This window comes from Pseudomonas sp. Mb7, from assembly GCF_054790525.1.
On sequence record NZ_CP186501.1, the window covers coordinates 2509937 to 2532119 of the forward strand.

Annotated in this window: 19 protein-coding genes; 9 read left to right on the forward strand and 10 right to left on the reverse strand. The window is 56.9% G+C overall.

All coding sequences use genetic code 11. The features are described from left to right. Positions 1-116: 116 nt before the first annotated feature. From ACOYXH_RS11490 to ACOYXH_RS11500, 3 genes are read left to right on the forward strand one after another with little or no spacing between them, the layout of a single operon-like run. The gene (locus ACOYXH_RS11490; protein WP_460410711.1) at positions 117-1553 is read left to right on the forward strand and encodes an NAD-dependent succinate-semialdehyde dehydrogenase; all 1437 of its coding nucleotides are present in this window, start codon (positions 117-119) and stop codon (positions 1551-1553) included. A gap of 11 nt (positions 1554-1564) precedes the next feature. Then, a complete protein-coding gene (locus tag ACOYXH_RS11495) occupies positions 1565-1897 on the forward strand; it encodes a carboxymuconolactone decarboxylase family protein (protein ID WP_034154073.1) in 333 nt (110 codons plus the stop codon). Then, positions 1898-2899, forward strand: coding sequence for an NAD(P)H-quinone oxidoreductase (locus tag ACOYXH_RS11500; RefSeq protein ID WP_460064591.1), 1002 nt, complete (start codon positions 1898-1900; stop codon positions 2897-2899). A 211-nt stretch (positions 2900-3110) separates the two neighbouring features. Here ACOYXH_RS11500 and ACOYXH_RS11505 read toward each other — a convergent pair whose 3' ends face one another. After that, positions 3111-4094, reverse strand: a complete 984-nt coding sequence (locus ACOYXH_RS11505; protein ID WP_460410871.1) for a fimbrial protein — start codon at positions 4092-4094, stop codon at positions 3111-3113. A gap of 388 nt (positions 4095-4482) precedes the next feature. Here ACOYXH_RS11505 and ACOYXH_RS11510 point away from each other — a divergent pair, with 388 nt between their 5' ends. Then, complete coding sequence (locus ACOYXH_RS11510; protein WP_150648034.1) at positions 4483-4974, forward strand: hypothetical protein; 492 nt, start codon at positions 4483-4485, stop codon at positions 4972-4974. Between the two features lie 38 nt (positions 4975-5012). Here the strand turns inward: ACOYXH_RS11510 and ACOYXH_RS11515 are convergent, their stop codons facing one another. The 6 genes from ACOYXH_RS11515 to ACOYXH_RS11540 form a co-directional block, all read right to left on the reverse strand. Further along, positions 5013-6641: a methyl-accepting chemotaxis protein gene (locus ACOYXH_RS11515; RefSeq protein ID WP_095048988.1), complete on the reverse strand. Its 1629-nt coding sequence runs from the start codon at positions 6639-6641 to the stop codon at positions 5013-5015. Between the two features lie 115 nt (positions 6642-6756). Beyond that, positions 6757-7218 (reverse strand): hypothetical protein, encoded by a 462-nt coding sequence (locus ACOYXH_RS11520; protein ID WP_460410712.1) that lies wholly within the window; start codon positions 7216-7218, stop codon positions 6757-6759. Positions 7219-7527: 309 nt separating this feature from the next. After that, complete coding sequence (locus ACOYXH_RS11525) at positions 7528-7911, reverse strand: hypothetical protein (protein ID WP_093431571.1); 384 nt, start codon at positions 7909-7911, stop codon at positions 7528-7530. A gap of 104 nt (positions 7912-8015) precedes the next feature. Continuing rightward, a complete protein-coding gene (locus ACOYXH_RS11530) occupies positions 8016-11648 on the reverse strand; it encodes a transporter substrate-binding domain-containing protein (protein WP_460410713.1) in 3633 nt (1210 codons plus the stop codon). A gap of 7 nt (positions 11649-11655) precedes the next feature. Next, positions 11656-12363, reverse strand: a complete 708-nt coding sequence (locus ACOYXH_RS11535) for a response regulator transcription factor (RefSeq protein ID WP_169841933.1) — start codon at positions 12361-12363, stop codon at positions 11656-11658. 174 nt (positions 12364-12537) lie between these two features. Beyond that, a complete protein-coding gene (locus ACOYXH_RS11540; protein ID WP_095048990.1) occupies positions 12538-13758 on the reverse strand; it encodes an EAL domain-containing response regulator in 1221 nt (406 codons plus the stop codon). 322 nt (positions 13759-14080) lie between these two features. Between ACOYXH_RS11540 and ACOYXH_RS11545 the strand changes: the two genes are divergently transcribed. The 4 genes from ACOYXH_RS11545 (at position 14081) to ACOYXH_RS11560 (ending at position 18781) form a co-directional block, all read left to right on the forward strand. After that, positions 14081-14686, forward strand: a complete 606-nt coding sequence (locus tag ACOYXH_RS11545) for a fimbrial protein (protein WP_093431558.1) — start codon at positions 14081-14083, stop codon at positions 14684-14686. A gap of 68 nt (positions 14687-14754) precedes the next feature. Next, entirely contained in the window at positions 14755-15504 is a 750-nt protein-coding gene (locus ACOYXH_RS11550) for a fimbrial biogenesis chaperone (protein WP_095048991.1), read from the forward strand. Between the two features lie 197 nt (positions 15505-15701). Continuing rightward, positions 15702-18170: a fimbria/pilus outer membrane usher protein gene (locus ACOYXH_RS11555; RefSeq protein ID WP_460410872.1), complete on the forward strand. Its 2469-nt coding sequence runs from the start codon at positions 15702-15704 to the stop codon at positions 18168-18170. 215 nt (positions 18171-18385) lie between these two features. Next, entirely contained in the window at positions 18386-18781 is a 396-nt protein-coding gene (locus tag ACOYXH_RS11560) for a hypothetical protein (protein WP_077572908.1), read from the forward strand. 91 nt (positions 18782-18872) lie between these two features. Here ACOYXH_RS11560 and ACOYXH_RS11565 read toward each other — a convergent pair whose 3' ends face one another. From ACOYXH_RS11565 to ACOYXH_RS11575, 3 genes are all read right to left on the reverse strand, one after another. Beyond that, positions 18873-19004 (reverse strand): hypothetical protein, encoded by a 132-nt coding sequence (locus ACOYXH_RS11565; protein WP_086936038.1) that lies wholly within the window; start codon positions 19002-19004, stop codon positions 18873-18875. 148 nt (positions 19005-19152) lie between these two features. Next, the gene (locus tag ACOYXH_RS11570; RefSeq protein WP_077572909.1) at positions 19153-19662 is read right to left on the reverse strand and encodes a nucleoside deaminase; all 510 of its coding nucleotides are present in this window, start codon (positions 19660-19662) and stop codon (positions 19153-19155) included. A 30-nt stretch (positions 19663-19692) separates the two neighbouring features. After that, positions 19693-21024 carry a nucleobase:cation symporter-2 family protein gene (locus tag ACOYXH_RS11575; protein WP_460410714.1) on the reverse strand — a complete coding sequence of 444 codons (1332 nt, stop codon included), beginning with the start codon at positions 21022-21024 and terminating at the stop codon, positions 19693-19695. Between the two features lie 214 nt (positions 21025-21238). Between ACOYXH_RS11575 and ACOYXH_RS11580 the strand changes: the two genes are divergently transcribed. After that, a complete protein-coding gene (locus ACOYXH_RS11580; RefSeq protein WP_460410715.1) occupies positions 21239-22153 on the forward strand; it encodes a LysR family transcriptional regulator in 915 nt (304 codons plus the stop codon). The last annotated feature ends 30 nt before the right edge of the window (positions 22154-22183 follow it).

Below are 22183 nucleotides of genomic sequence, written 5' to 3' on the forward strand. Positions count from 1 at the left end.
TTCCCTTTGGCCCGTCTAAATCAATGGGCCCTCCTTCCATAGACTTGGTTGCACAGGCCGCCTGAACAGGCGCCGGGTTTCTTACGAATCTCTGACAACCAACTGAAGGGCACATCATGAAAACCTCCTACGACCCGCTTTATCTTTTCATCGGTGGTGAATGGATCAGTGCCGAAGGGCGCGATACTGCCGCCGTCTTCAACCCGGCAACCGGCCGGGAAATCGGCCGCGTCCCACTCGCCACCGCAGGCGACCTTGATCATGCCTTGGAAGTGACTCGCCTGAGCTTCGAGCAATGGCGCCAGACCGTGCCTGACCAACGCGCAAAAATCCTCAAGCGTGCCGCCGACCTGATCCTCGAGCGTGCACCGCAGATCGCCGCGCAGATGACCCTGGAGGAAGGCAAGCCGCTGAATGAAAGCCTGGATGAAGTGACCCGTGCGGCGGAGTATTTCGAATGGTTCGCCGAAAGCGCCCGGCGTATCGATGGCCGGGTGGTCCCGGCCAACCGTCCAGGCGTGCTGCAACTGGTCAAACGCCAGGCCATCGGCCCAGTGGCCGCATTCACACCGTGGAATTTCCCGGCCATCACCCCGGCACGCAAGCTCTCGGCAGCACTGGCCGCCGGTTGCAGCGTCATCCTCAAACCGGGTGAGGAAAGTCCCTCCACAGCACTGGCCCTGGCGCGTGCACTCGACGATGCAGGATTGCCCAAGGGTGTGCTGCAAGTGGTCTTCGGCGTACCGGATCAAGTCTCCAGCCATCTGATCGCCTCGCCGATCATTCGCAAGGTGACCTTCACCGGCTCGGTGCCCATCGGTCGTCTGCTGTCTGCACACGCTGCCGAAGGCGTGAAGCCCATCACCCTTGAACTCGGTGGGCACGGACCGGTGCTGGTGTTCGAAGATGCCGACATTGAAAAAGCCGCCGTTGAGGGCGTCGCCAACCGCTTTCGCGGCACCGGGCAGGTGTGCATTTCATCCACTCGGTTTCTGATCCAGCGTGGCGCCTATCAAGCCTTTGTCGATCACTTTGTCGCGGCGGTCCAAGCCCTGAGAATCGGTGACGGCCTGCATCCGGATACTCAGGTCGGCCCTCTGGCCAACCCAAGGCAATTGGCAAAAATGGAGGAACTGGTCGCCGATGCCGTCGAAAAAGGTGCACGGGTATTGGTCGGTGGCGAAGCCTTGTCAGGCGAGGGCTACTTCTTCCAGCCCACCGTTCTGGCAGATGTGCCGATGAACGCCCGCGTCATGCACGAAGAACCCTTCGGCCCCATCGCCGTGCTGATGCCGTTCGATGAACTGGCCGATGGACTGCAAGAAGCCAACCGCCTGCCCTACGGACTCTCGGCCTACGCGTTCACCTCCAGCGCGCGCACGGCCATTGACGTCGCCGACGGATTAGAGGCCGGGATGATCGGCATCAACCAATACCGCATCGTCGCGACCGAGCTCCCGTTCGGCGGCATGAAAGAAAGCGGTCACGGCTCCGAAGGCGGCATTGAAGGCATCGAGCACTATCTGACCCACAAATTCATCAGCCAGGTTTAAGGAACTCGCCCATGTCCAAGCTCAATTTCAGCAGTCCTCGCGAAGCCGCGCGCGCGTTCACGCCAAAGCTGTCGCAATTCGTCGACTCGACGCTTTATCCGCAAATCTGGAGTGACCCGGCGCTGTCCCCGCGCGACCGTAGCCTGATCACCGTGGCGGCATTGATAGCCGCTGGTCACTCGGAAGAGTTGCCTGCCCACTTACGCCGCGCGGCTGGCAACGGTGTAACCCAAGACGAACTGGCGGCAGCGATCACGCACCTGGCTTTCTATGTGGGCTTCCCTGGCGCCATCACTGCGTCTGCTATCGCCAACGCCACGTTCAGCGAAACGGAGAACAACTGAATGAAAGCCATCAACATCAGAGAATTTGGTGCGCCAGACGTCCTCGAACTCGTCGAGGTCGCCGATCCTGAAGTCCGTCCTGACGACCTGCTGGTACGTGTCTATGCCGCCGGAGTGAACCGAGCGGATCTGACGCACCGGACCGGTGGCTACGGCCATCCGGATTTCGGCGACTCGCTGATCATCGGCTTGGAAATCGCCGGCGAAGTGATCGGCAAAGGTAACGCGGTGACAGGGTTCGAGGTCGGAGATCGCGTCATGGGTGTGGTCGGCGGCGGCGCCTACGCCGAGCGGGCACGCATCGATTACCGCATGGCCATGCACATCCCTGCGCAGCTTGATTATGTACACGCGGCGGCCATTCCCGAGGTCTTCGTCACGGCCCATGAAGCGATGATGCACCTGGCCCGGCTCAAGGCCGGCGATTCGGTGCTGATTCATGCGGCCGCCGGCGGCGTCGGATCTGCTGCGGTGCAGTTGGCTTACGCCACCGGCGCCACGGTGTATGCGACCACCGAAGGCAGCAAGTTGGCGCGTGTCGAGCATTTGGGCGCAGACGTGGCGATCGACTACAAGACCCAGGATTTCGCTGAGGTGATCGCCGACAAAACCCAGGGTCGTGGCGTCGATGTGATCATCGATTTTATCGGTGAGCCCTACTTCGCCCGCAACATCGCGTCCCTTGCCAAGGGCGGTCGCCTGATTCAGGTCGGCATCCTTGGCGGTGGCGGCAACGTCACGGTGGCGCTGGAGGACATTCTTTACCGCCACTTGCAAATCATCGGCACGGTGATGAAGTCACGCACGCAACCGGAGAAGCACGCCATGATCAAGCGATTCCGCGATCACTGGCTTGATCGCTTCGAGGGTGCCGGAAGCCTTGAGCCGGTCGTCGATAGCACGTTTGCTCTAGCGCGGGCTGCCGATGCGCATCGCCGGATGGAGTCTTCCGGGAACGTCGGGAAAATCATTTTGACGATGCAGCCAGAAGACTTGATTTAAAACGGGTCGAATGGTCGATTAACAACGGTGCCCTTGATGGGCACCGTTTTCTGCTTATGCATTGACATGCATAAGTGTTCGGGCTTAGTCGACCTGTTCCGTATGTCGACAACCCGCTTCTCATGCCTTTCTTTGAAAGTTCGACGTGGGGCTGGCCATGCCTTTCGACATTGCGATGATTGTGGCTGAGGTGAAGAAGCTGTTGGCCTCCTCATAGATACTCAACGACAAAGGCAATTTCGGCATTGGCATTGCCCGCTCGCATTTGCGCATTGGAAGGCTCGATGCGCACGAAGCGCGCTTGCAAGTCTACAGATGCGTTCCCGCCTTCCGATGTAGGCGCTTTCATTATGTAGTTCTGATTCAGCTTGAGTGGCTTCCCGTCTCTGAAGCGCATCTGCAATGCCAAACCTTTGGCAGTGGAACTACTGTTCAGATTTACCATGCCAGTATTAGCGTCCCACAGAGGGCTGCCCGCAGTGGGCGAAAAGGAGTAGCGGAAGTTGTTTATTCCGGCAGGACAGTTTTTCATACTGAGAAAAAAGTATTGCTCCTTGGCATAGGCACCGTTCTTCGGGAAATCGCTCAAGTTATAGCTACCCATATCAACTTTTACATCGGGTGTTTCGCAAGACTGTGAGACGACCCGCGTGCCATTTGTATTCATTGCCAGAGGCTCGATTTCAGCGGCGACAAAGACTCCCAATTGGCCTGAGGGTATCGTCGCACTCCCTGAAATAGTGCCCGTCTTTACGAGCCGCAAGATGTGCTCACTGCCATTCCAGCCCCAACCGCCAGCACCGTCGCTGTCTCCCGGAAAGCCTTTCCATGCTTTACCCGAGGGCGGTCGAATCCATTGCCAGCCGATCCCGGTATTTCCAACAGGAAAAATCTGCGCGCCTGATTGGGTGACACCCACAGAATTGCGCACACCTTCATTGTGTACCGCAGAGCACCTGAACGAACTGGGAATGGCTCCCAGGGTCACGATTGGGCTTTCATAGATAACCGTGCCGTTAGGTGTGTCCTGCGGCACCGAGATCGTGGCCGGAAGGACAACTTGGACATTGCCCTTGGAGTGGTCGGGATAGAACTCGCATACCGCCGCCATTGCATTTGACGACAGCATATACAAGAGCCCGACAATTAGTATATGGCATAACTTCATAACACTCTCTCTGACTCTGCGTTGCATGCAAACAACTGAATGATTGACGATGGTACGAATATTCAACCGGCAGCACAATCACCACAACCGGAGCGAGAAGATAATGAATAAATAGCACTTGGGCAAAAAGTTTATTTATTCAACAATCAGACAATTCTCATGGATTTATAGTCAACTAACTAAATCTTGAAACCTATAAAAAGGACGCGTTGTTGAACACCTCCTTTACCAGCGCAAATAACCAACACCCAATTTAAGACTCGTCTTAAAGGCGCAACGGAACTCGGCCATTACACTGGCCGCTCTTGATAGGAGAAACGATTCTGTGAGAGCCCTCGATACCCTCAATAGTCCAAAACCCCAGAGCAACGCCGCCATCTACTGCCTGACGATTCTGGCACTGGCGCTGATCGCCATGACTGTGGTCGCCGGTTACCAGCTCAATGAACTGTTTCCACTGAAGGATGTGGTGCAACAACAGGAGGTCCAACTCACCCACCGCGCCGATGCTATCAAGTCAATGAGCGCAGAACTCAAGCGCCTGACAGAACAGAAGCAAGCCCTGGAAACCGATCTGCTTAACGCGAAGGAACAAGTGAAGGCCGCCGAGACGGCAAAAACCGAACTGGAAAACACTCAACGCGCGACGCAAACAAGCACCGCGCTAGAGGATGAAGATTCTCTGTGCGCGATCATCGAGCAAAATATCCGCCTCGTAGCGGATCAGCTCAGTCGCGACGACTTCTTTCGCTTGCGTGATGAGCGCGAAGCTGAAGCCGAAGCAGTGCTTGAAAGCTATGAAAAACAACTCGCCACCTGCATTGAACAACTGACGGCACAAACCGCATCGCCAGCTCAGAAATCTGCACCCGATGTGCAAGACTTCACTTCACCGATCAAGCACTGATAAAAAAAGCCCTGGCAACCAGGGCTTTACGCTCACAGTCAGAGCTTGAATTCCTTGGTCAATTTGTTCAGCGACGCCGCTAACTGCGAGAGCTCCGCCGATGCAACCGCCGTCTGTTTCGATCCTTCTGCAGTTTCGCAAGACAGGTCGCGAATGCTGATCAGGCTGCGATCCACTTCGCGCGCAACCTGAGCCTGCTCTTCGGCAGCGGTCGCCATCAGCAGGTTTCGTTCATTGATAAGATTCAGAGACCCAGTGATGTCAGTCAGCACTTCGCCGGCGATATTGGCCATCTCGAGTGTTCTTTCAGCTTGAGAGCGGGTGTGACTCATGGAAGAAACCGCCCTGCTGGTGCCCGACTGAATGGAGCTGACCATGGACTCGATGTCCTCGGTCGATTTCTGCGTACGCTGCGCCAGCCCTCTCACCTCATCTGCAACCACGGCAAAGCCGCGGCCCGCCTCCCCCGCCCGCGCCGCCTCTATGGCCGCGTTCAACGCGAGCAGATTGGTTTGTTCGGCGACTTCTCGGATCACGTCCAGCACGCTGCTGATATCGCTCGCCATCGTAGAAAGCGCCTGCACTTCTGCCGAGGTGCCATGCACGCTGGAAACCATCAGATTGATTGCCGCGACCGTTTCGCTGACCTGGGCTTTACCGGCAATGGCTGCGGCGCTTGATTCCGACGTCAGTTGCGAGGTCGATGCGGCGTTGTCCGCGACCTGCTCCACCGCCGCACTCATTTGCGTCACGGCGGTGGCGGCCATTTCGATTTCATGACTCTGACGTTGAGTGATACGCGAAATATCTTCGGTGACGCCGTGCATGACTTCCGAGGTTTCGGCCAACTGCGTGGACGAGTCACGGATCATGATCAGCGCATCACGCAAACTGGCTTGCATCGCGGCCAACGACGACAGCATCTGCGCTGCCTCATCGGAGCCATCCAGCGCGATGGTTTCGCTCAGATCGTTGGCGGCGATGCATTCCGCCACCCTCAGCGAGCCTGCAATCGGCACCGTCAGGCTGCGCGTGTACAACACCGCCAGGGCCAAGGAAGCACCGATGGCAATGATAATGAACACACTGACGATCCACAGCGTGTGTTCGTAGACATTGTCGGCCTGCTTGCCCGCTTCATAAGCTTCGATCTCATTGAGAGCAATCAGCTTCTTGAGCGCGACCTGCACGCCGTCCGAGGCGGCACGCATCTGATTCTTTGACAGCGCAATGGCCGCTTCAAGCTGCCCGTTCGCCACGGTTTCAAGGTATTGGTCCTGCGCCTGATCATTGACCTGTTGTGCTTTGGCGAACGCCTCGAAGGCCTCACGTCCGGCGTCAGTTGCCAGCAGATCAATGAGTGCGCGCTGATGATTTTTGATGAGCTGACGCGATTGCTGAATGTCCATCAGGGCCTGAGCCTTGCGCTCAGGGGTTTCAATAGGGTTGCGCAGGCGGGCGTTATTGCCCTTGATTTCGATGAGTTCACGATCCAGTTGTCCGAGCAGCTTGATACTCGGCACGATGGTCGTCTCGACATAGGTCTCCGCCTTATTGAGCAAGTCGACTTGCTGCAAGGCGATCAATCCGATCGCGATAATCATGAGACAGAACAAGCCAAAACACAGCGCCGAACGCGGCGCGAGATTGAGTTTACGAAGCAGCATGATGCCTTACCTTAGAGTGTATTCAAGACAATGGGGCAAACGAGCGGGCAGCAAAGCAGGCGCTGAGCAATAGCACCTCAAAGCACAAGTGGATTACCGCGCGAAGGCGCAACAGCTAGCGGTTTGCACCTGAAGGAAGCGTGGATTCGGATGAGGCCGGCTCCGCCAGTTCCTTGAGCGTCGGGTCGGCCAGCATCAGAAAGTCCGCCAATCGCGGCAGATTGATTTTCGAGACCAGACGCATCCAGCGTTGCGGATGCGGGTTGAAGACGGTCTTCGACCACTGATGATCATCACTGGGGTTGAAAATCAGCAGGTGACGAATCAGCGGGTTTTCCCCAAAAAAATCGAGCGGATCCATCGCCATCTCGTTGAGCAACTCAGCATTGACGACGACCAGGCTGAGCCGTTGGGGGCAGTAATACGTCAGTACTCTCAGGTCACGATAAGTACAGACGTTCACTACGCTGAGACAGCCCAGCTTGTTGAACTGTTGTTCAATCGACAGACCTCTACGCACGTCGTTATCGGCGATCAGGATCCGCAAGGATCGACTTCGGTTATTTTCAAGAAACATCGGACACCTTTGGCAGCTCCATTCTTCCTTTCAAGAAAATAACCAAGGGGCCAACCTGGCCGATATGAGACTTGTCTCAAAATGACCACAGGGATCGCTGAGCGAAAACCACACCTTGATGACAAGCCCGCGCTAGCGAGGCCCGGCCTGGTTCAAAGTCTTTGGAGGGAGGGATTTTGCAACGGTGGCGAGCGGCGCAATGCCAGAAGCGCGGGACGGTCGTATACGAACCAGACAATTCTCATTATTAACGCCCCTTGTTGTCAGTAACCTTGAAACAAGGGGCGCAAACTCATTCTTCTCAGTCCATCAAGGCAGCGTCAGCGTCACGACGTAATTGCCAGTCGTTATCTGATGGCCCTTGTTGTCCGTGAGCAGCAAACGCTGGTCGTAATATTTTTCCTGCTCGTGGGTATCGGCAATCATCTTCACGAACACTTGCTGGCGCGGCTCACCCCGCCCTGCCGCACTGACGTTGGTCACCGAGAACATCTGACCAGTGCTCGCCTGCGGACAATCAAGCAGCTCGACAGAAGCAGAAGCACGGCTGGCGCCACTCGCCATGCAACTTGTCTCGACGATCTGTCCGCTGAAGCGAATCACTCCGCTGACAGGCGCAGACTGGGCCGCGCTGACGGTGTCAAAACTCAGCAGGCAGAGACAGGCAATCAATAAAGGACGTCGAATGATCATCGCGAAACTCCATGGTTATTAACCAAGGTATCGCCCGTTGCAAAATGATCTTTAACGTCCCCCTTCAATGCAAGGCCAGTCAGCAGAGCCCTGCGCCAATACGGTTACAGCTCGACCCGTTTGATTTTCTTGATCAGATCAGCCTGTGCATGCTCCAGCTTCAACGCGCTGCGATTGATATCCAGTGGATCGATGACCGGCGCTTCGCACTCGGCCTCAAGGTCGTTACACGCCTCGATGACCTGATGCTCGGCGACAATGCGCGCCGCGCCCTTGATCCGATGTGCCAGGTCAGCCAACAACCCGGGATCGCTTTCGGGTATCAGCGAATGCAGCTCCTCCAGATCCTTCTCACAACTCGACAGCGCCTCGCGCAGCAGTTCTTTCATCATGTCGAGATCGCCTCCGGTGAGCTCGGTCAGACGCTCGCGAATCGACCCCAGCTCCTTGATACCCGCCGCAGGCGGGCTTTCAACTGGCTCGGTTTCGACGTCCTTTTCCCAGCCGGCAAGCAGGGTCGACAAGGTGCTGAGGCTGATCGGTTTGAACAGACAGTCGTCCATCCCCGCCTCTCGGCATTTCACTTTTTCTTCCGGCTGCGCGTTGGCTGTGAAGCCCAGCACGATACACCGCGCTCCACCACTGTCGCGTTCGTCCTGGCGAATAGTGCGGGCCAGTTCGTAGCCGTTCATGACCGGCATGTTGCAGTCCGTGATCACAATGTCGAACGGCTCCGAACGCCACAATGCCAATGCCTGCGCTCCATCGGCAGCATCACGCACCGCCTGGCCAAGAAAGCTGAGCTGCTGCGTCAGCAGCAGACGGTTGGCGCTCTGGTCATCCACTACCAGAATCCGCAGCGTCGGCACTGGCTTGTCCTGGACAACCGAAACAGGCAGCACCTTGCCGCCGAGCGGACTGAGGATATTGAAGAACAGCGACACTTCCAGGCAGGTGCCTTTGCCCAGCGTACTGGTGATGTTCAGTCGCCCGCCCATCAACTCGCACAACGAACGTGAAATCGCCAATCCCAGACCGGTGCCGCCCCGGTTCGAGGGGCCGTGATTGGCTTGCGAAAACGGCTGGAACAGGTTCTGCAGATCAGCGCTGGAAATGCCGATGCCGGTATCCTCGACTTTGAGGTCGACCTGCAAACGTTCGTCAGCAAGGCGTTGGCCGCGAATCGAGACGCTGACATGCCCGGTATCGGTAAACTTGATGGCATTGCCGACCAGATTCGAGAGCACCTGCTGGAAGCGCATCGGATCAACCAGTACGTCACAGCCGACTGTGGCGTCGATATCGAGCTTCAATACCAGACTCTTCTGCCTGGCCAAGCCGTCGAACACCCGCGCCACGGACTCCACAAGTTCGCGCAGGTTGGCACGTTTGGGCGAAAGACTGACATGCCCAGACTCGATGCGAACCACATCGAGGATATCGCCGATCAGCTCCAGCAGGCCTTTCGCCGAGTCGTAGGCGACTTCAATCGCCGGTCGATCGAAGTGGCCCTGCTCGGCGCGCTTGAGGGTGAGTTCGAGCATGCCGATCACGGCACTCATCGGCGTACGGATCTCGTGGCTCATGGTCGCGAGGAACGTGGTTTTGGCGCGGCTTGACTCATCGGCCAGCTCTTTCGCCGAACGCAACTCCTCGATCAGTTCGCGGCGTTCGCTGATGTCGATCCAGCCGCAGATCACGCCTCTGACTTCCCCCGTCGTGTCGTGATAAGGCTGGATCCAGTGATAAATGATCAGCCGCGTTTCACCAACATGCAGCGTGCGATCCACCTCGTAAGGTTCGTCCCGCTCGATGACGCGCAGATAGTCATCGTGAAATTGCAACGCTTCCTGGCGATTGCGCTTGCCGCTTTCGAGCACGGTCTTGCCGATCACGTCTTTTTCCAACAGGCCAAACGTCTGCAGATAATTGTTATTGCAGGTGACAAGCCGACCTTCCCGATCGCGTACGTAAATGGGATGCGGCGTGCCGTTGATCAGCGCCCCCATGAACTTCAGCTGATCGCCGAGCAAGCGCTCTGCCCTACTGCGCTCGCGGATCTGCCGGCGAATATAGAAATTCCACGCCAGCGATCCGAGGATAATCAAGAAGGCACCAGCGCTGATTTGATAGATCAACACCTTGTAATCGCGCCACGACAGTCCCGAGAACGCGGCAATGGGACGCCAACGGTTGAGAATCACGTCCAGCTCATCGGGTGGAATGCTCAGCAGAGCCTTGTTCAGAATGCTGACCAGTTCGGTATCGGCGCGCCGGGCGGCGAAGGCGAGGAAACCCTTGTTCATGCCGACGATGTTGGAGATGCGCAAACTGTCACTGTAGATGTGAGCGATGTAGTAGCGCGCACCGTGCAACGTGGTAATCATCGCATCCGCTCGCCCATCCTTCACGTCAGCCAGCGCACCCAGCACTGTCTCGCTGTCGACAATTTCAATGTCGGGATAATCCTTGAGCAACTCACGCTCCGCGGAGCTTTCGGGGACGGCGACGCGCTTGCCGCGTAGCTCCTGCAGGCTTGAAGGCGCGCCTGCATCCTTGGCGGTGACGATCACAAAGGGACTGGCGAGGAATGGGTGAGTGAAACGCATACCGACTTCACGGGAGACGGTTGGCGTCAGCAACGAGATATCAGCGCTGCCATCAAGCAGGCGCGTGCTCAAGCTGGAAAAACTGTCGGTGCGCTCTACATCGATCTGCAAACCAGTGCGCCGCTGAATCAGTTCCAGCAGATCGGCGCCGATTCCGCCAAAGTTGCCATCGCCATCAAAGAACGCAAATGGCGCTTGGTCGTCATTGATCACGAACCGCGCGACCGGGTGCAGCTCAAGCCAGCGTGCTTCGCCGGGTGTCAGATCGATACGTTTGGGTGTCAGTGCCCCGCCGCCACCGGACCAGCGCTTGGTGATTTCGGCTATCTTGCCCTCACCAATCGACTCAATGACCGAGTCGATCAGACGCAACAATTGATCATTCCCTCGGCGCAGGGCAAAGCTGAAACCGTTGGTTTGCGTTTTGACGAAAGAGTGCAGGCGCACATAGTTGAAGTAGTTGAGGTTGATCAGATAGTTGCTGGACACCGTGTCGCCCAGAAACAGATCGACTTTGCCAAAGGCCAGCGCAGCCAGTGCCAACTCGTTCGATGGGAAAAGTACGAACTCGGCGTTGGGATACAACCCATGCAACTGACTGGATGGCAGGTAATCGTCGGCAACCGCAATACGCAAACCGGCCAGATTGGCCGGCATCGGTCGACGATCATCGCCGCGCATGAACATTGCCGGCACGTCTTCGACATAAGGGTTACTGAGCGTGACGAGGCCGTCGATCAACTCGAAACTGTTGGAGCTGCCCAACATATCGATGTCGCCGCGTTCAAGCGCCGCCATGGCGTCGCGACGGTCGGGATATGCCTTGACGGTAACTTCGACATGCAGGGCCTGACCGATAATGCAGGCAATGTCGGCGGCAATCCCCTCATAACGCGTACCGCTGGCGGTCATGACATAAGGCGGAAAATCCGGAAGCGCCGATCCCAATACGAGGCTGCGTTTCTGCCGTAGCCAACTCCAGTCTTCATTGCCCAGATCGACCTGCACTTCCTTGCAGTCTGATCGACCGAACACCTGCAGAGTGCGCGGCTCTGCTGCCCACAACGACCCGCTACCGACTACGAAAAGCACACTGACGAGCAAAACACCGCGCAACAGATGAAACATAAGCGTGTTATCCCTGGTTATCGGCTGTCAGGCTGTGCTGCAACTTGAACAGCTCTGCATCACCACGAATGCCAAGCTTTTTGAAAGCGGCCTGTTTTTGCCCACTGATGGTTTTGCGACTGCGCGAGAACTTCAAAGCGATCTGCGTCACCCCCATACCCTCGAGGCAGCAGCGCAAGACTTCTTTCTCTTTCGGCGAGAGCAAAGGATTGCTCAGGAAATCGTCGCTGTGCGCCACACCGTCATCATTGGCACCAGCAGGCTCATCGACCGACACAGGCAGCACATCAAGTTCGAAGGCCATTGCCGGCGACAGGTACAACTGGCCGGACGCTGCGCAGCGGATGCCAGTGATCAGGTCATCGACTGGCTGGGACTTGCCGAAGAATCCGCTGACACCCGCTCCGATCGCCATGTTCACTACCGCCGGGCGCTCTTCGGAGGATGAGACGAGGATGCGCATGCCCGGATATTGCTTGCGCAGCAGGCGAATCAGATTAAGCCCGTCCAGCTCGCCATCGTGCAGCTTGTAGTCGAGTATCAGCAGGTCGATTTCGGTCTCGCGCAATCCAGCGAGCAACTGCGCACTGCTCGCGTACACGCCCACGACACTGAATTCGGCTTCGCGCGTCAGCCGCGATTTCATCGCCAGACGTATGAGCGAGTGATCATCAAGGATGGCAACGCGTAACGGATTCACGACTGACCAATGCATGAGCAACTCCATGATGAGGAGGGTTGAAGGATCATCAGCACTTGGCAACCGCAGCAGATCCCGGGCATCACCGAAGCATTCAGGTGCATCTGATTGATTTCTCGGCACATGATGATTGTTTTGAGGACGTGAAGAAATAGGGCTTTGTCCCAAAAGTCAGACCGCGCGCACTCATCAAAGGTCGGACGTGCCTATTGCGCGGCGCCAGGACGACTTTTGACCCTCGAAACGCCAATCGACCAGGTGCGCCCAATTCATGGGTCGGGCATAGAAGAAACCCTGCCCCCACTGGCAACCGAGTCGAGCCAGGTGATGGACCTGATCTGCGGTTTCAATGCCTTCTGCGACCACTCGCATGTCCAGCTCGCGCGCCAAGGCCAGTGCACCGTGGATAACCGCACTGTAGCGAGCCTGCTGGAAATTCTGCACGAAGCCGGCGTCGAGTTTGATTTCGTTGAACGGCATCTGACACAGTCGCTCCAGCGAAGAATAGCCGACACCGAAATCATCAATCGCCAAGCTAAAGCCGAGCATGCGCAGACGCACCATGTTTTCCATGCTGATCTCGGGCATCTGCAGCAGACCGGTTTCCGTCAGCTCGAATATCAGCCCGGCTGGCGAGGCGCCGTGAATGCGCAACAGCGCCTTGATCCGGTCGACAAGATTCGGGTTGGCCATCTGCGTGACGTCGAGATTGAAGGCGAGCTTGAACGGCTTGCCGTGGGACTGCACGAAACGCTGCAGACTCAGTCCTTGCGTGAGCAGGCTGAAAAACATTTCGTCGAGCAGCCCGCAACGCTCGATCGTGGGCAAGAACATGCCCGGTGAAAGTAACCCGCGACTGGGGCTTTGCCAGCGCACCAGCACCTCGGCGCCATCCACTTCACCACTGCGCAGATGAAACTTGGGCTGGAAGTACGCGCGAAATTCCTGCCGACGTATCGCTTCAAGCACTTCGTTCTCCGAAGGCTGATCGAGATGACTTTCCGCCACTTTGACATCGACCTGGCTGTGCGGCCGATAGCGCGCCAGCAATGGCGCCAGCACATCGACCATCAACGGCTTTGCAACACTGCCGAGCAATTCCAGGCCCTGCAACGTGACAATTCGATCAACCGTGCGCAACAAGTCTTCAGGCAACGAACTGCAGATGATCACTGCGCGAATCAATCCGGCCTCTCTCGCCAGGCGCAAAAAGGTCAAACCATCCATCCCGGCCATGCTCAGGTCACACAACGCAACGTCCACACCCCCTGCCTGGGAGATCACAGCCAGCGCATCTTTGCCATCAGCCGCCTGAAAGATATTTTTGTAACCCAGACTATTAAGCGCGCTGACCGCAGCCGTGCGCTGGAAGGCGTGATCTTCCAATACCAATATTCGAAGCGTGCTCACAAACCGGGAACCTCTTTCTATCAGCCATTAATAGCAAAACATCTGAATTATCTTTCAAGCAGAAAGACCGCTCACAAACTTTGCACTGACTAAGAATTTCTGCATCCGCAAACAGTAACCGAACAGAACCCGTGCGACTTTGAGAATTGTCTCATTTAGCCTGCCGTAAAATTGACTGAAGATATAAATACTCACTTCCGATATTGCCGCCTTGTTCGCACTTGTCACGCTTTAAGACAAATCTCAAAGACCCATCGCTATCACCGACCTAACATGGCCTGGCATTTCAATGCAGCACTTCACAATAACTTCGGATATAAACATGAAAAAGTTCGCTTTCGCAGTACTCACTCTTTCCGTACTGGCTGCCTCCACTGGTGCACTGGCTGAAGAAGAAGCCGCTAAAGCCGTCAAGGGCGGCAGCGGTCAAATCAGCTTCACCGGCGTCATCAACAACGATGCGTGCTCGGTAGATGGCGCTTCGGGTAACGACAAGATGATTGCCGTGGACATGGGCAGCGTATCGATCAAAGACATGGGCACCGATTCTGCCCCGGGTGCTGGTCGCGTGGCTGCCAACGATTTCAACCTGAAAGTGAACTGCAACGCCGGCACCAAGGTGTCGATGCTGTTCAAACCAACCGTCAACGGCGGTTCGGGCCTGGTTGATGGCAAGAAAGTTCTCAAGCTGCAAGGTACTGATGCGGCCAAAGGCGTAGGTATCGCGCTGCTGGACAGCAACGGCCAGTTGATCGACCTGAGTTCCGAAGCCACAGCCAAAGTTCAGACCAGCCTGACTGGCGACGGCACCACTGGCGGCGACGGCACCCTGTCGTTCGCAGCCGCTTACGTCACCACCGGCGACAAGGCCACCGCTACTGCAGGTACCGGTAACGCCACTCTGCCGTTCGTTCTCGAATACGAATAAGCAGCGCGCAATACCTGGACGGGGCCGCTGTGCCTCGTCCTTCCCGACCAGATCAATCGGTGAAAACTATGTTAAGTCGCTATTTTCCGCTGTGTCTGGGGCTTGCCGGGGTGTTGATGACGCACTCGGCATTCGCCAGCATCTCCTTGAGTTCCACCCGGGTCATCTTCGATGGCGCGCACAAAGAGGCAAACGTCACCGTGCGCAACGGCGGGCAAACCATCCTGGCGCAATCGTGGCTGGATGCCGGCGACACCGCTGGCAGCGCGCCGCCATTTGCGGTGACTCCACCGCTGGCCCGACTCGAACCCAATCAACAGCAACTGTTGAGGATTCTCTATGAGGGCCGGGGCATGCCTGCAGACAAAGAGTCGGTGGTGTGGCTGAACGTGCAGGAAATCCCTCAGGCCAGTGCTGCCGATGTCAACACCCTGCAACTGGCGGTGCGTCAGCGCATCAAGGTTTTTTTTCGCCCGAACGGACTGACCGGTGACGCCGCGCAAGCGCCGGTGCAACTTGTATGGCAATTGGTCACGCAAGCTGGCAAGTCGGTACTGAAAGTAAAAAACCAGAGTAATTACCATGTGTCGCTGGCCGACCTGAAAGTCGCTGCAGGAAAAAAAGCAGAGTTGGTGATTGATTCGACAATGATCGTTCCGGGCGAAGTTCGTTCATTCAACTTGAAAGAGTTGCCACCTGGATCTCCGCGCCTGACGTTTTCAGCCATTAACGATTACGGCGCACAACAACGATTCGATGCACCACTCAGCGCTACCGAAAGTCATGCCGAGCGCGTGAAAGATGCATCCGCCCAGTAACTTCCCCGCCCCACCCCGCCAATTCACAAGCTATTTACGAGTTCCGGACTCCGGTTGAAGCAATACGGACTGATAAGGCAAATTGCATGTTTTCCTCCCAACACCACACATCTTCAAGTTGTGTAAAGCATCACGTTGCGCGCCATAAAAACAAAACGGCGTTGGGCTGCCTGCATCCATTGTGCTTTGCCATCAATATGGCCATCTGTGGATTCGCCATGGGTGCCGAAGCCCCCGCCGCGGTAGCGGGTGAAGCGTTCAATACCTTGTTTCTGGAAGGTTCATCGGCGGTCGATCTGCAACCCTTGTTGAATGCCAACAGCGTTCTGCCGGGCCGATATCGCGTTGACGTGTTCAGCAACGGCACGCTGGTCGGTCGTCGCGACGTTGATTTCGCGGCCAACCCGCTCAACGGCAAAGTCGAGCCACGTATCACCCTGGAATTGTTACAGCAGCTGGGCGTAGACATGCGCAAACTGCGTGAGCAAGGCCTGGTTGACGAGCAACGGCCGGCCGATCACTACGATCTTGCGTCGATGATCGAGCAAGCCAGTATCAGTTTTGACGCCAACCGCCTGCGCCTCAATATCAGCGTGCCGCAGGTCGCGATGGCACGTGGCATGCGCGGCTATGTGGACCCAGAGCTTTGGGACGATGGCGTGGCCGCCGGGTTCATCAACTATCAGTTGAGCAGCACCCGCAGCAAAACCGATTACTCGACGCAAATCTCCAATAATCTGGGGCTGCGCAACGGCATCAACTTCGGTGCCTGGCGTTTGCGCAACGAGTCCAATCTGAGCAGTGCCACCGGCCGGCCCAATCGGTTTGTCAGCAACCGCACGTTCATCCAGCGCGACCTCACGGCGATCAAGGGGCAACTGAGTGCGGGGGAAATATTCTCCGATTCGGATCTGTTCGACAGCGTGCGCTATCAAGGCGTCAAGGTGGCCTCTGATGAGGGCATGCGCGCAGACAGCGAGCGCGGCTATGCGCCAATCATTCGTGGCGTGGCTGAAACCAATGCGAAGATCGAGGTCCGCCAGGATAACTACATTCTTTACACCACCAACGTACCGCCGGGGCCGTTCGAGATCAGTGATATCTATCCATCGGGCTCCAATGGTGATCTGGAGATCACCGTTGTCGAAGCGGATGGTCGGCGCAAGGTCACCCGGCAGGCGTTCTCCGCCTTGCCGACGATGGTGCGTGAGGGTCAATTGAAGTACAGCCTGTCGAGCGGCAAATTCAACAACAACAGCGAAGGCTACGACAAGCCAGCCTTCCTGGGCGGTACTTTCGCCTACGGCTTGACCAGCAACCTGACGGGCATTGCCGGCATTCAGGCCAGCAACGGTTTCAAAGCGCTTTCAGTCGGTGCGGCGAAGAACACGTCGATTGGCGCTATGTCGCTGGACCTCACGCAATCGTCCAGCAAGGCATTCGGTAAAACGACCCAGGGCAGCAGCGTACGCGCGCTCTATGCAAAGACCTTCACCGGCACCGATACCAGCTTCACCCTCGCCGCCTATCGTTATTCGACCGAGGGTTACCGCACGCTGACCGACCACGTTCAGGACACCAGCACCGGCGCTACGCGGCGCGCAGGTAACGCCAAAACCCGTACCGACCTCACGATCAACCAGACCCTGGGTGAAGCGCGCCAGTACGGCTCGCTGTACTTGAATGCCAGTGATCAGCGCTATTGGGATCGCGGTGGTTCGCGCAGCTTTTCTGCCGGTTACAACAATAATTGGCGCGACCTGAACTACAACATCAGTTTGAGTAAAACCGAAGAGTTCGGCGCACGCGGTGACACCACTCACGACACCCAACTGAGCGTTTCGATCTCATTCCCGCTCGGATCGACACCTCGCGCGCCTCGCGCCTATATTTCCAGCAATCATCAGAATACCGGCACCAGTACGCAAGCCGGGATCAATGGTTATCTGACTGAAGACAGTGACACCTACTATTCCGTACAGACCGGCCGCAGTGTGCAAGGTGATCGCTCCGGCTCACTCAGCCTGAGTACCCGGACAGCGATGGGCGATCTGGGATTGGGCTACAGCCGAGGTAGCGGTTATGAATCACAAAACCTGAGCGCGGCCGGATCGATCGTGGCTCACGCGGGGGGAATCAACATGGGCCAGACCGTCGGCGAAACATTCGCAATGGTGGAAGTGCCTGGCATGTCAGGGGTAGAAGTCAGCAGCTACTCCGGCGTGAAAACCGGCCTCAACGGCTATGCCGTCCTTCCAAACGCACAGCCCTATCGCGTGAATTGGGTGACGCTGGACACACGAAATCTCGGCGGTGACATAGAGCTGGACAACGCCACCCAACAACTCGTACCGAGACGAGGTTCAGTAGTGCTTGCGCGCTTCGAAGGCAGCAAAGGGAGACGGATCCAGTTCGAACTCTACGATGCCGAGGGCAAACCCCTCCCATTCGGAGCCGTATTGATGGACGCCGAAGGTAAACAACTGGCACTTTCCGACCCCACCGGCAAGGCGTTAGCGCTTGTTACCAAAGATCAAGGCATCATCACAATCAAGTGGCAGGGCAAGAGTTGCCCCGCCCCCTACAAGCTTCCAGAAAGGCTAAAGGATTTGAACTATGAGCATTACCGGCTTTCTTGCTCTACCAGCGTAGACACATCGAAATAACACGTTCAATTCTTCAATCTTCAACATCAAGGCTCTGATTTATTCAGAGCCTTGTCGTTTCTGCGCGTCTAGCCATGGCGCATAAAAACAAGACAATTCCTATATCCACACGCAGAAGACTCATTACCATAAAAGGCGTAGTGAGCACTCACGCGCAACCGTGTGAGATCAATAGCCCCACCGCCCTATAGGCGAGAAAGCCAAGAGAATTAGCCATGCCAAAAATCAGTGCAATGAGCGTAACCATCTATAAGAAAAAACCAGAGAACAACCAACACATAAAATCAGATTCGCAAAATCATCTAGCACTTACGAAGAAAACCACAAGCGACGACAAGATTAGAATTGAGTCCAGCGAAGAAGGTGTTAATACGGTCAAACAGCCTATTAGTGCAGTCGAGCTCATAAAAAAACAAATTGCCGAGATACAGCAACAACTTGCAACTCGCAGAGCAGAGCTGGCTAAAACCGAAAGAATGAATATGCCAGAAGAAGAGAAGGCTCAAAGAACAATCGAGATTCAAAATCAGATTTCTGTATGCGCTGGCAACCTCCACGCGCTGCAGGCAACATTGATCCAAATGACACTCAGCGTTGACACACACGCTTGAAATCCCCGCCGATGGCCGCACAGGCACGGGCCAACGCCTCATGGCGCGTCGCAAAGCGACGCGCCGAAGGTATGTGTCCCGAGCCTACCGATCAGCAACTGCCGGGCGGGATGCCTTCCTTGTTAAAATCTTTAAGGCGCTTTTGCTCTTCCTCTGTGGAATGCGCCGGCGTCGATTGATCCGGTACTTCTTCCTCTGGAAATTGTGCTGTTTCTTCAGTCATTGCTTTGCCCTCGTTCTGGTTACTCATTCGGCATCGGCCGAGGGCTGGCAGTTCCAAAACTTCGCACCTTCTCCCTCTCGGCGAGCAAGTGCTCTTAAGTCTCTGGATAGCGCAACCTCACCCCATTCGAGCTTCGTTGCAAAGCTGGTTACGACCAAAAACCCTTGTGCGGCTCAGCCGCCTCCCCCTCCAGCATCGGCCCCAACACACTGACCTTGCGCTGCCCCTTGGCGAACACCTCGCGGCATGGCAGCGAGAACGTCGGGTTCTCCGGATGGTCACCGGTCAATCCCAGTAACGCATGCTCCGACAAGGCATAAACCACCCGCCCGATCCCGGTCCAATACACCGCGCCGGCGCACATGCAGCAAGGTTCGGCGCTGGTGTACAGCGTGCACAGTTCCAGCTCTTGCGGCGACAGCAGTTTTGCCGCTGCGGCGGCCGCCACCAACTCGGCATGCTGAGTCGGATCGCCTTGCGGCGGCATCGAGTTGTTCCCCGCTTCGACAATCACCTTGCCGTTGCGATCCGCCACCAATGCCGCGAACGGATGGCGACCGCGTTGTTTCGATGCCTCGGACAAGGCGATGGTCTGGCGCAGCAAGGTCAGATCAAGCTCGCTGACGCCGGCCGGAATGAGCTGAGTGAATTGATTCATGGGTAACTCCTGGGCAGTGGAAAACAAAAGTCAGTCGGCCAGTTCAGCGCCGATGGTTTCGGTCGATTTTTTATCGTTGTTGAGCAGGATGTTGAGGACAATGGCGGTGATCGCGCCGAGGAAAATCCCGCTGTCGAGTACCAGTTTCAGCGTTGGCCCAACGTGTTCGAACAGCACCGGAAAGGACATTGGCAGCACTCCGACACTTACCGATACGGCGACGATGATGCCGTTGCGAGTGCCCTCGAATTGCACCCGTGACAGTTCCTGAATCCCCGCCACCGTGGTCATGCCGAACATCACGATCGCGCAGCCACCGAGCACTGGCGTCGGCACTGCGGCGATCAACGCGCCGAGTTTCGGGAACAAACCCATCAGCACCATGATTGACCCGGCGGCGGCCACGACGAAGCGGCTTTTCACATTCGAAAGCGCGATCAAACCGGTGTTTTGAGTGAAAGCGTTGTAGGGAAAACTGTTGAACAAGCCACCCAGCATGGTCGACAAACCGTCGGCGCGAAACGCGTTGCCGAGGGTCTGTTGCGTGGTCGGTTTGCCGGTCAATTTGCCGATCGCCAGGCAGTTGCCGGTGGTCTCGGCCATGATCACCAGCATCGCCAGGGTCATGATCAGAATCGGCACCGGCGCGAATTCCGGGGCGCCGAAGGCCATCGGCGCACTCAGCTCAAACCACGCCGCTTCGCTGACCCGACCGAAGTGAGTCATGCCGCAAGCCGCTGCGATCAGGCTGCCGACGAACAGACCAATCAGCACGCTGAGGTTGCCAATGAAACCCTTGAATTTGGCGTAGATCAGCAACGTCACGCTGACTGTGACCAGGCCCAGCAACAAGTTCGCGGAATTACCAAAATCCGCCGAGTCGGGATTGCCGCCGCCCAGCCAGATCGCCGCCGCCGGCATCAGCGAGATGCCGATGATGGTGATCAGACTGCCAATCACTACCGGCGGAAAAAACCGCAGCAAGCGGCTGAACACCGGTGCCAACGCAATGGTGATAAAGCCCGCCGCGATCACCGCACCGAAAATCTGACTGAGGCCGAATTCCTTGCCGATCATGATCATCGGCGCCAGGGCTATGAACGAGCAGCCCTGAATCAGCGGCAGCCGCGCGCCGAACTTCCAGAAGCCAAGGGTTTGAATCAACGTCGCCACCCCCGAGGTCAACAGGTTGGCGTTAATCAGTAAAACGATCTGCGCCGAGGTCAGCCCCATCGCACTGCCGAGAATCAGCGGCACTGCCACCGCTCCCGCGTACATCACCAGCACATGCTGCAAGCCAAACGTGAACAACTGTCGCAGTGGCAAAACCTCGTCCACCGGATGAATGCGTTGTGTAGTCATTTCACACGCTCCTGAAGGTGCGGCATCTGTTGAGATCGCGGGCATGCTCAGGGGCGCTTGAAAGTCAGATCCGCCCCGGAGATCGTTTGACGCGGGGCCATAGTTGAACGTTTATTACGATGAAACAAATTAGCAACCATCGTTTTTTTCGATGGCACAATCACGCATTCGTTAGCCGCTCCAAACCTTTATTTTCGACCCGGAAGTTCACCGCTTGCGCTTCTCACTCGATCAACTGTTGATGTTCGTCCAAGTGGTCAAAAGCGGATCGTTCTCCGCAGCCGGGCGCCAACTGGGCAAGACCCAATCGACCATCAGCGCGGCTATTGCCAACCTCGAAACCGACCTTGGCGTCGACCTGTTCGACCGCAGCAACCGCAGCCCTGCCCTCACCGCCAGCGGCCATAAATTGCTGGTGCAGGCCGAAGCCGTGCTCGAACGCTGCATGACCTTCGAAGCCCACGCCGATTGCCTGTCGGACAACGTCGAAACCAGCCTGACGCTCGCCATTGAAACGCCGTACGGCCCGATCATGCCGGTGCTCAAAGCCTTCGAAGCCGCGTTCCCCTTCGTCGACCTGATCATCCGCCATCCGGTGTATGGCGACGTCAGCGAACTGGTCAGCAGCGGCGAAGCGGTACTCGGCGTGGCGTTTTCGCAGCCCGGCTACCCTAAGGAACTGGCGTTCCAGCAACTGGGCAAACTGATCATGCTGCACGTCTGCCATCCCGATCATCCACTGGCGCAACTCGATGACGTCACCTTCGACGACCTGCACGTCCATCGCCGCCTGGCCTTCAGCGCCCACGCAAGCAAACTGCCGAGCAGCGAATACCTGCGCTCGACCCAGTTGTGGCAAGCGGAAAGCTATCTGGCGTTATTGGAAATGGTCCGCGCCGGGCTCGGCTGGGCCACCCTGCCCCGTCAGCTTGTTCAGCGCGAACTGGCCAATGGTGAGCTGGTGGAACTGCAGCTCTCGGCGTATCCGCATACGGACTGGCAGATCGGTGTGGATTTGTTGTGGGCGCGGCAGCGACCGCTGGGCAAGGCCGAGCGGTGGCTGAAGGAGAAATTGCAGGGCAACAAGGTGTATGAACTGGACCGCAACGGACAGATCACCACACTTTGATGGGGGGACAAAGAGGCCCGCCAGAGCGGG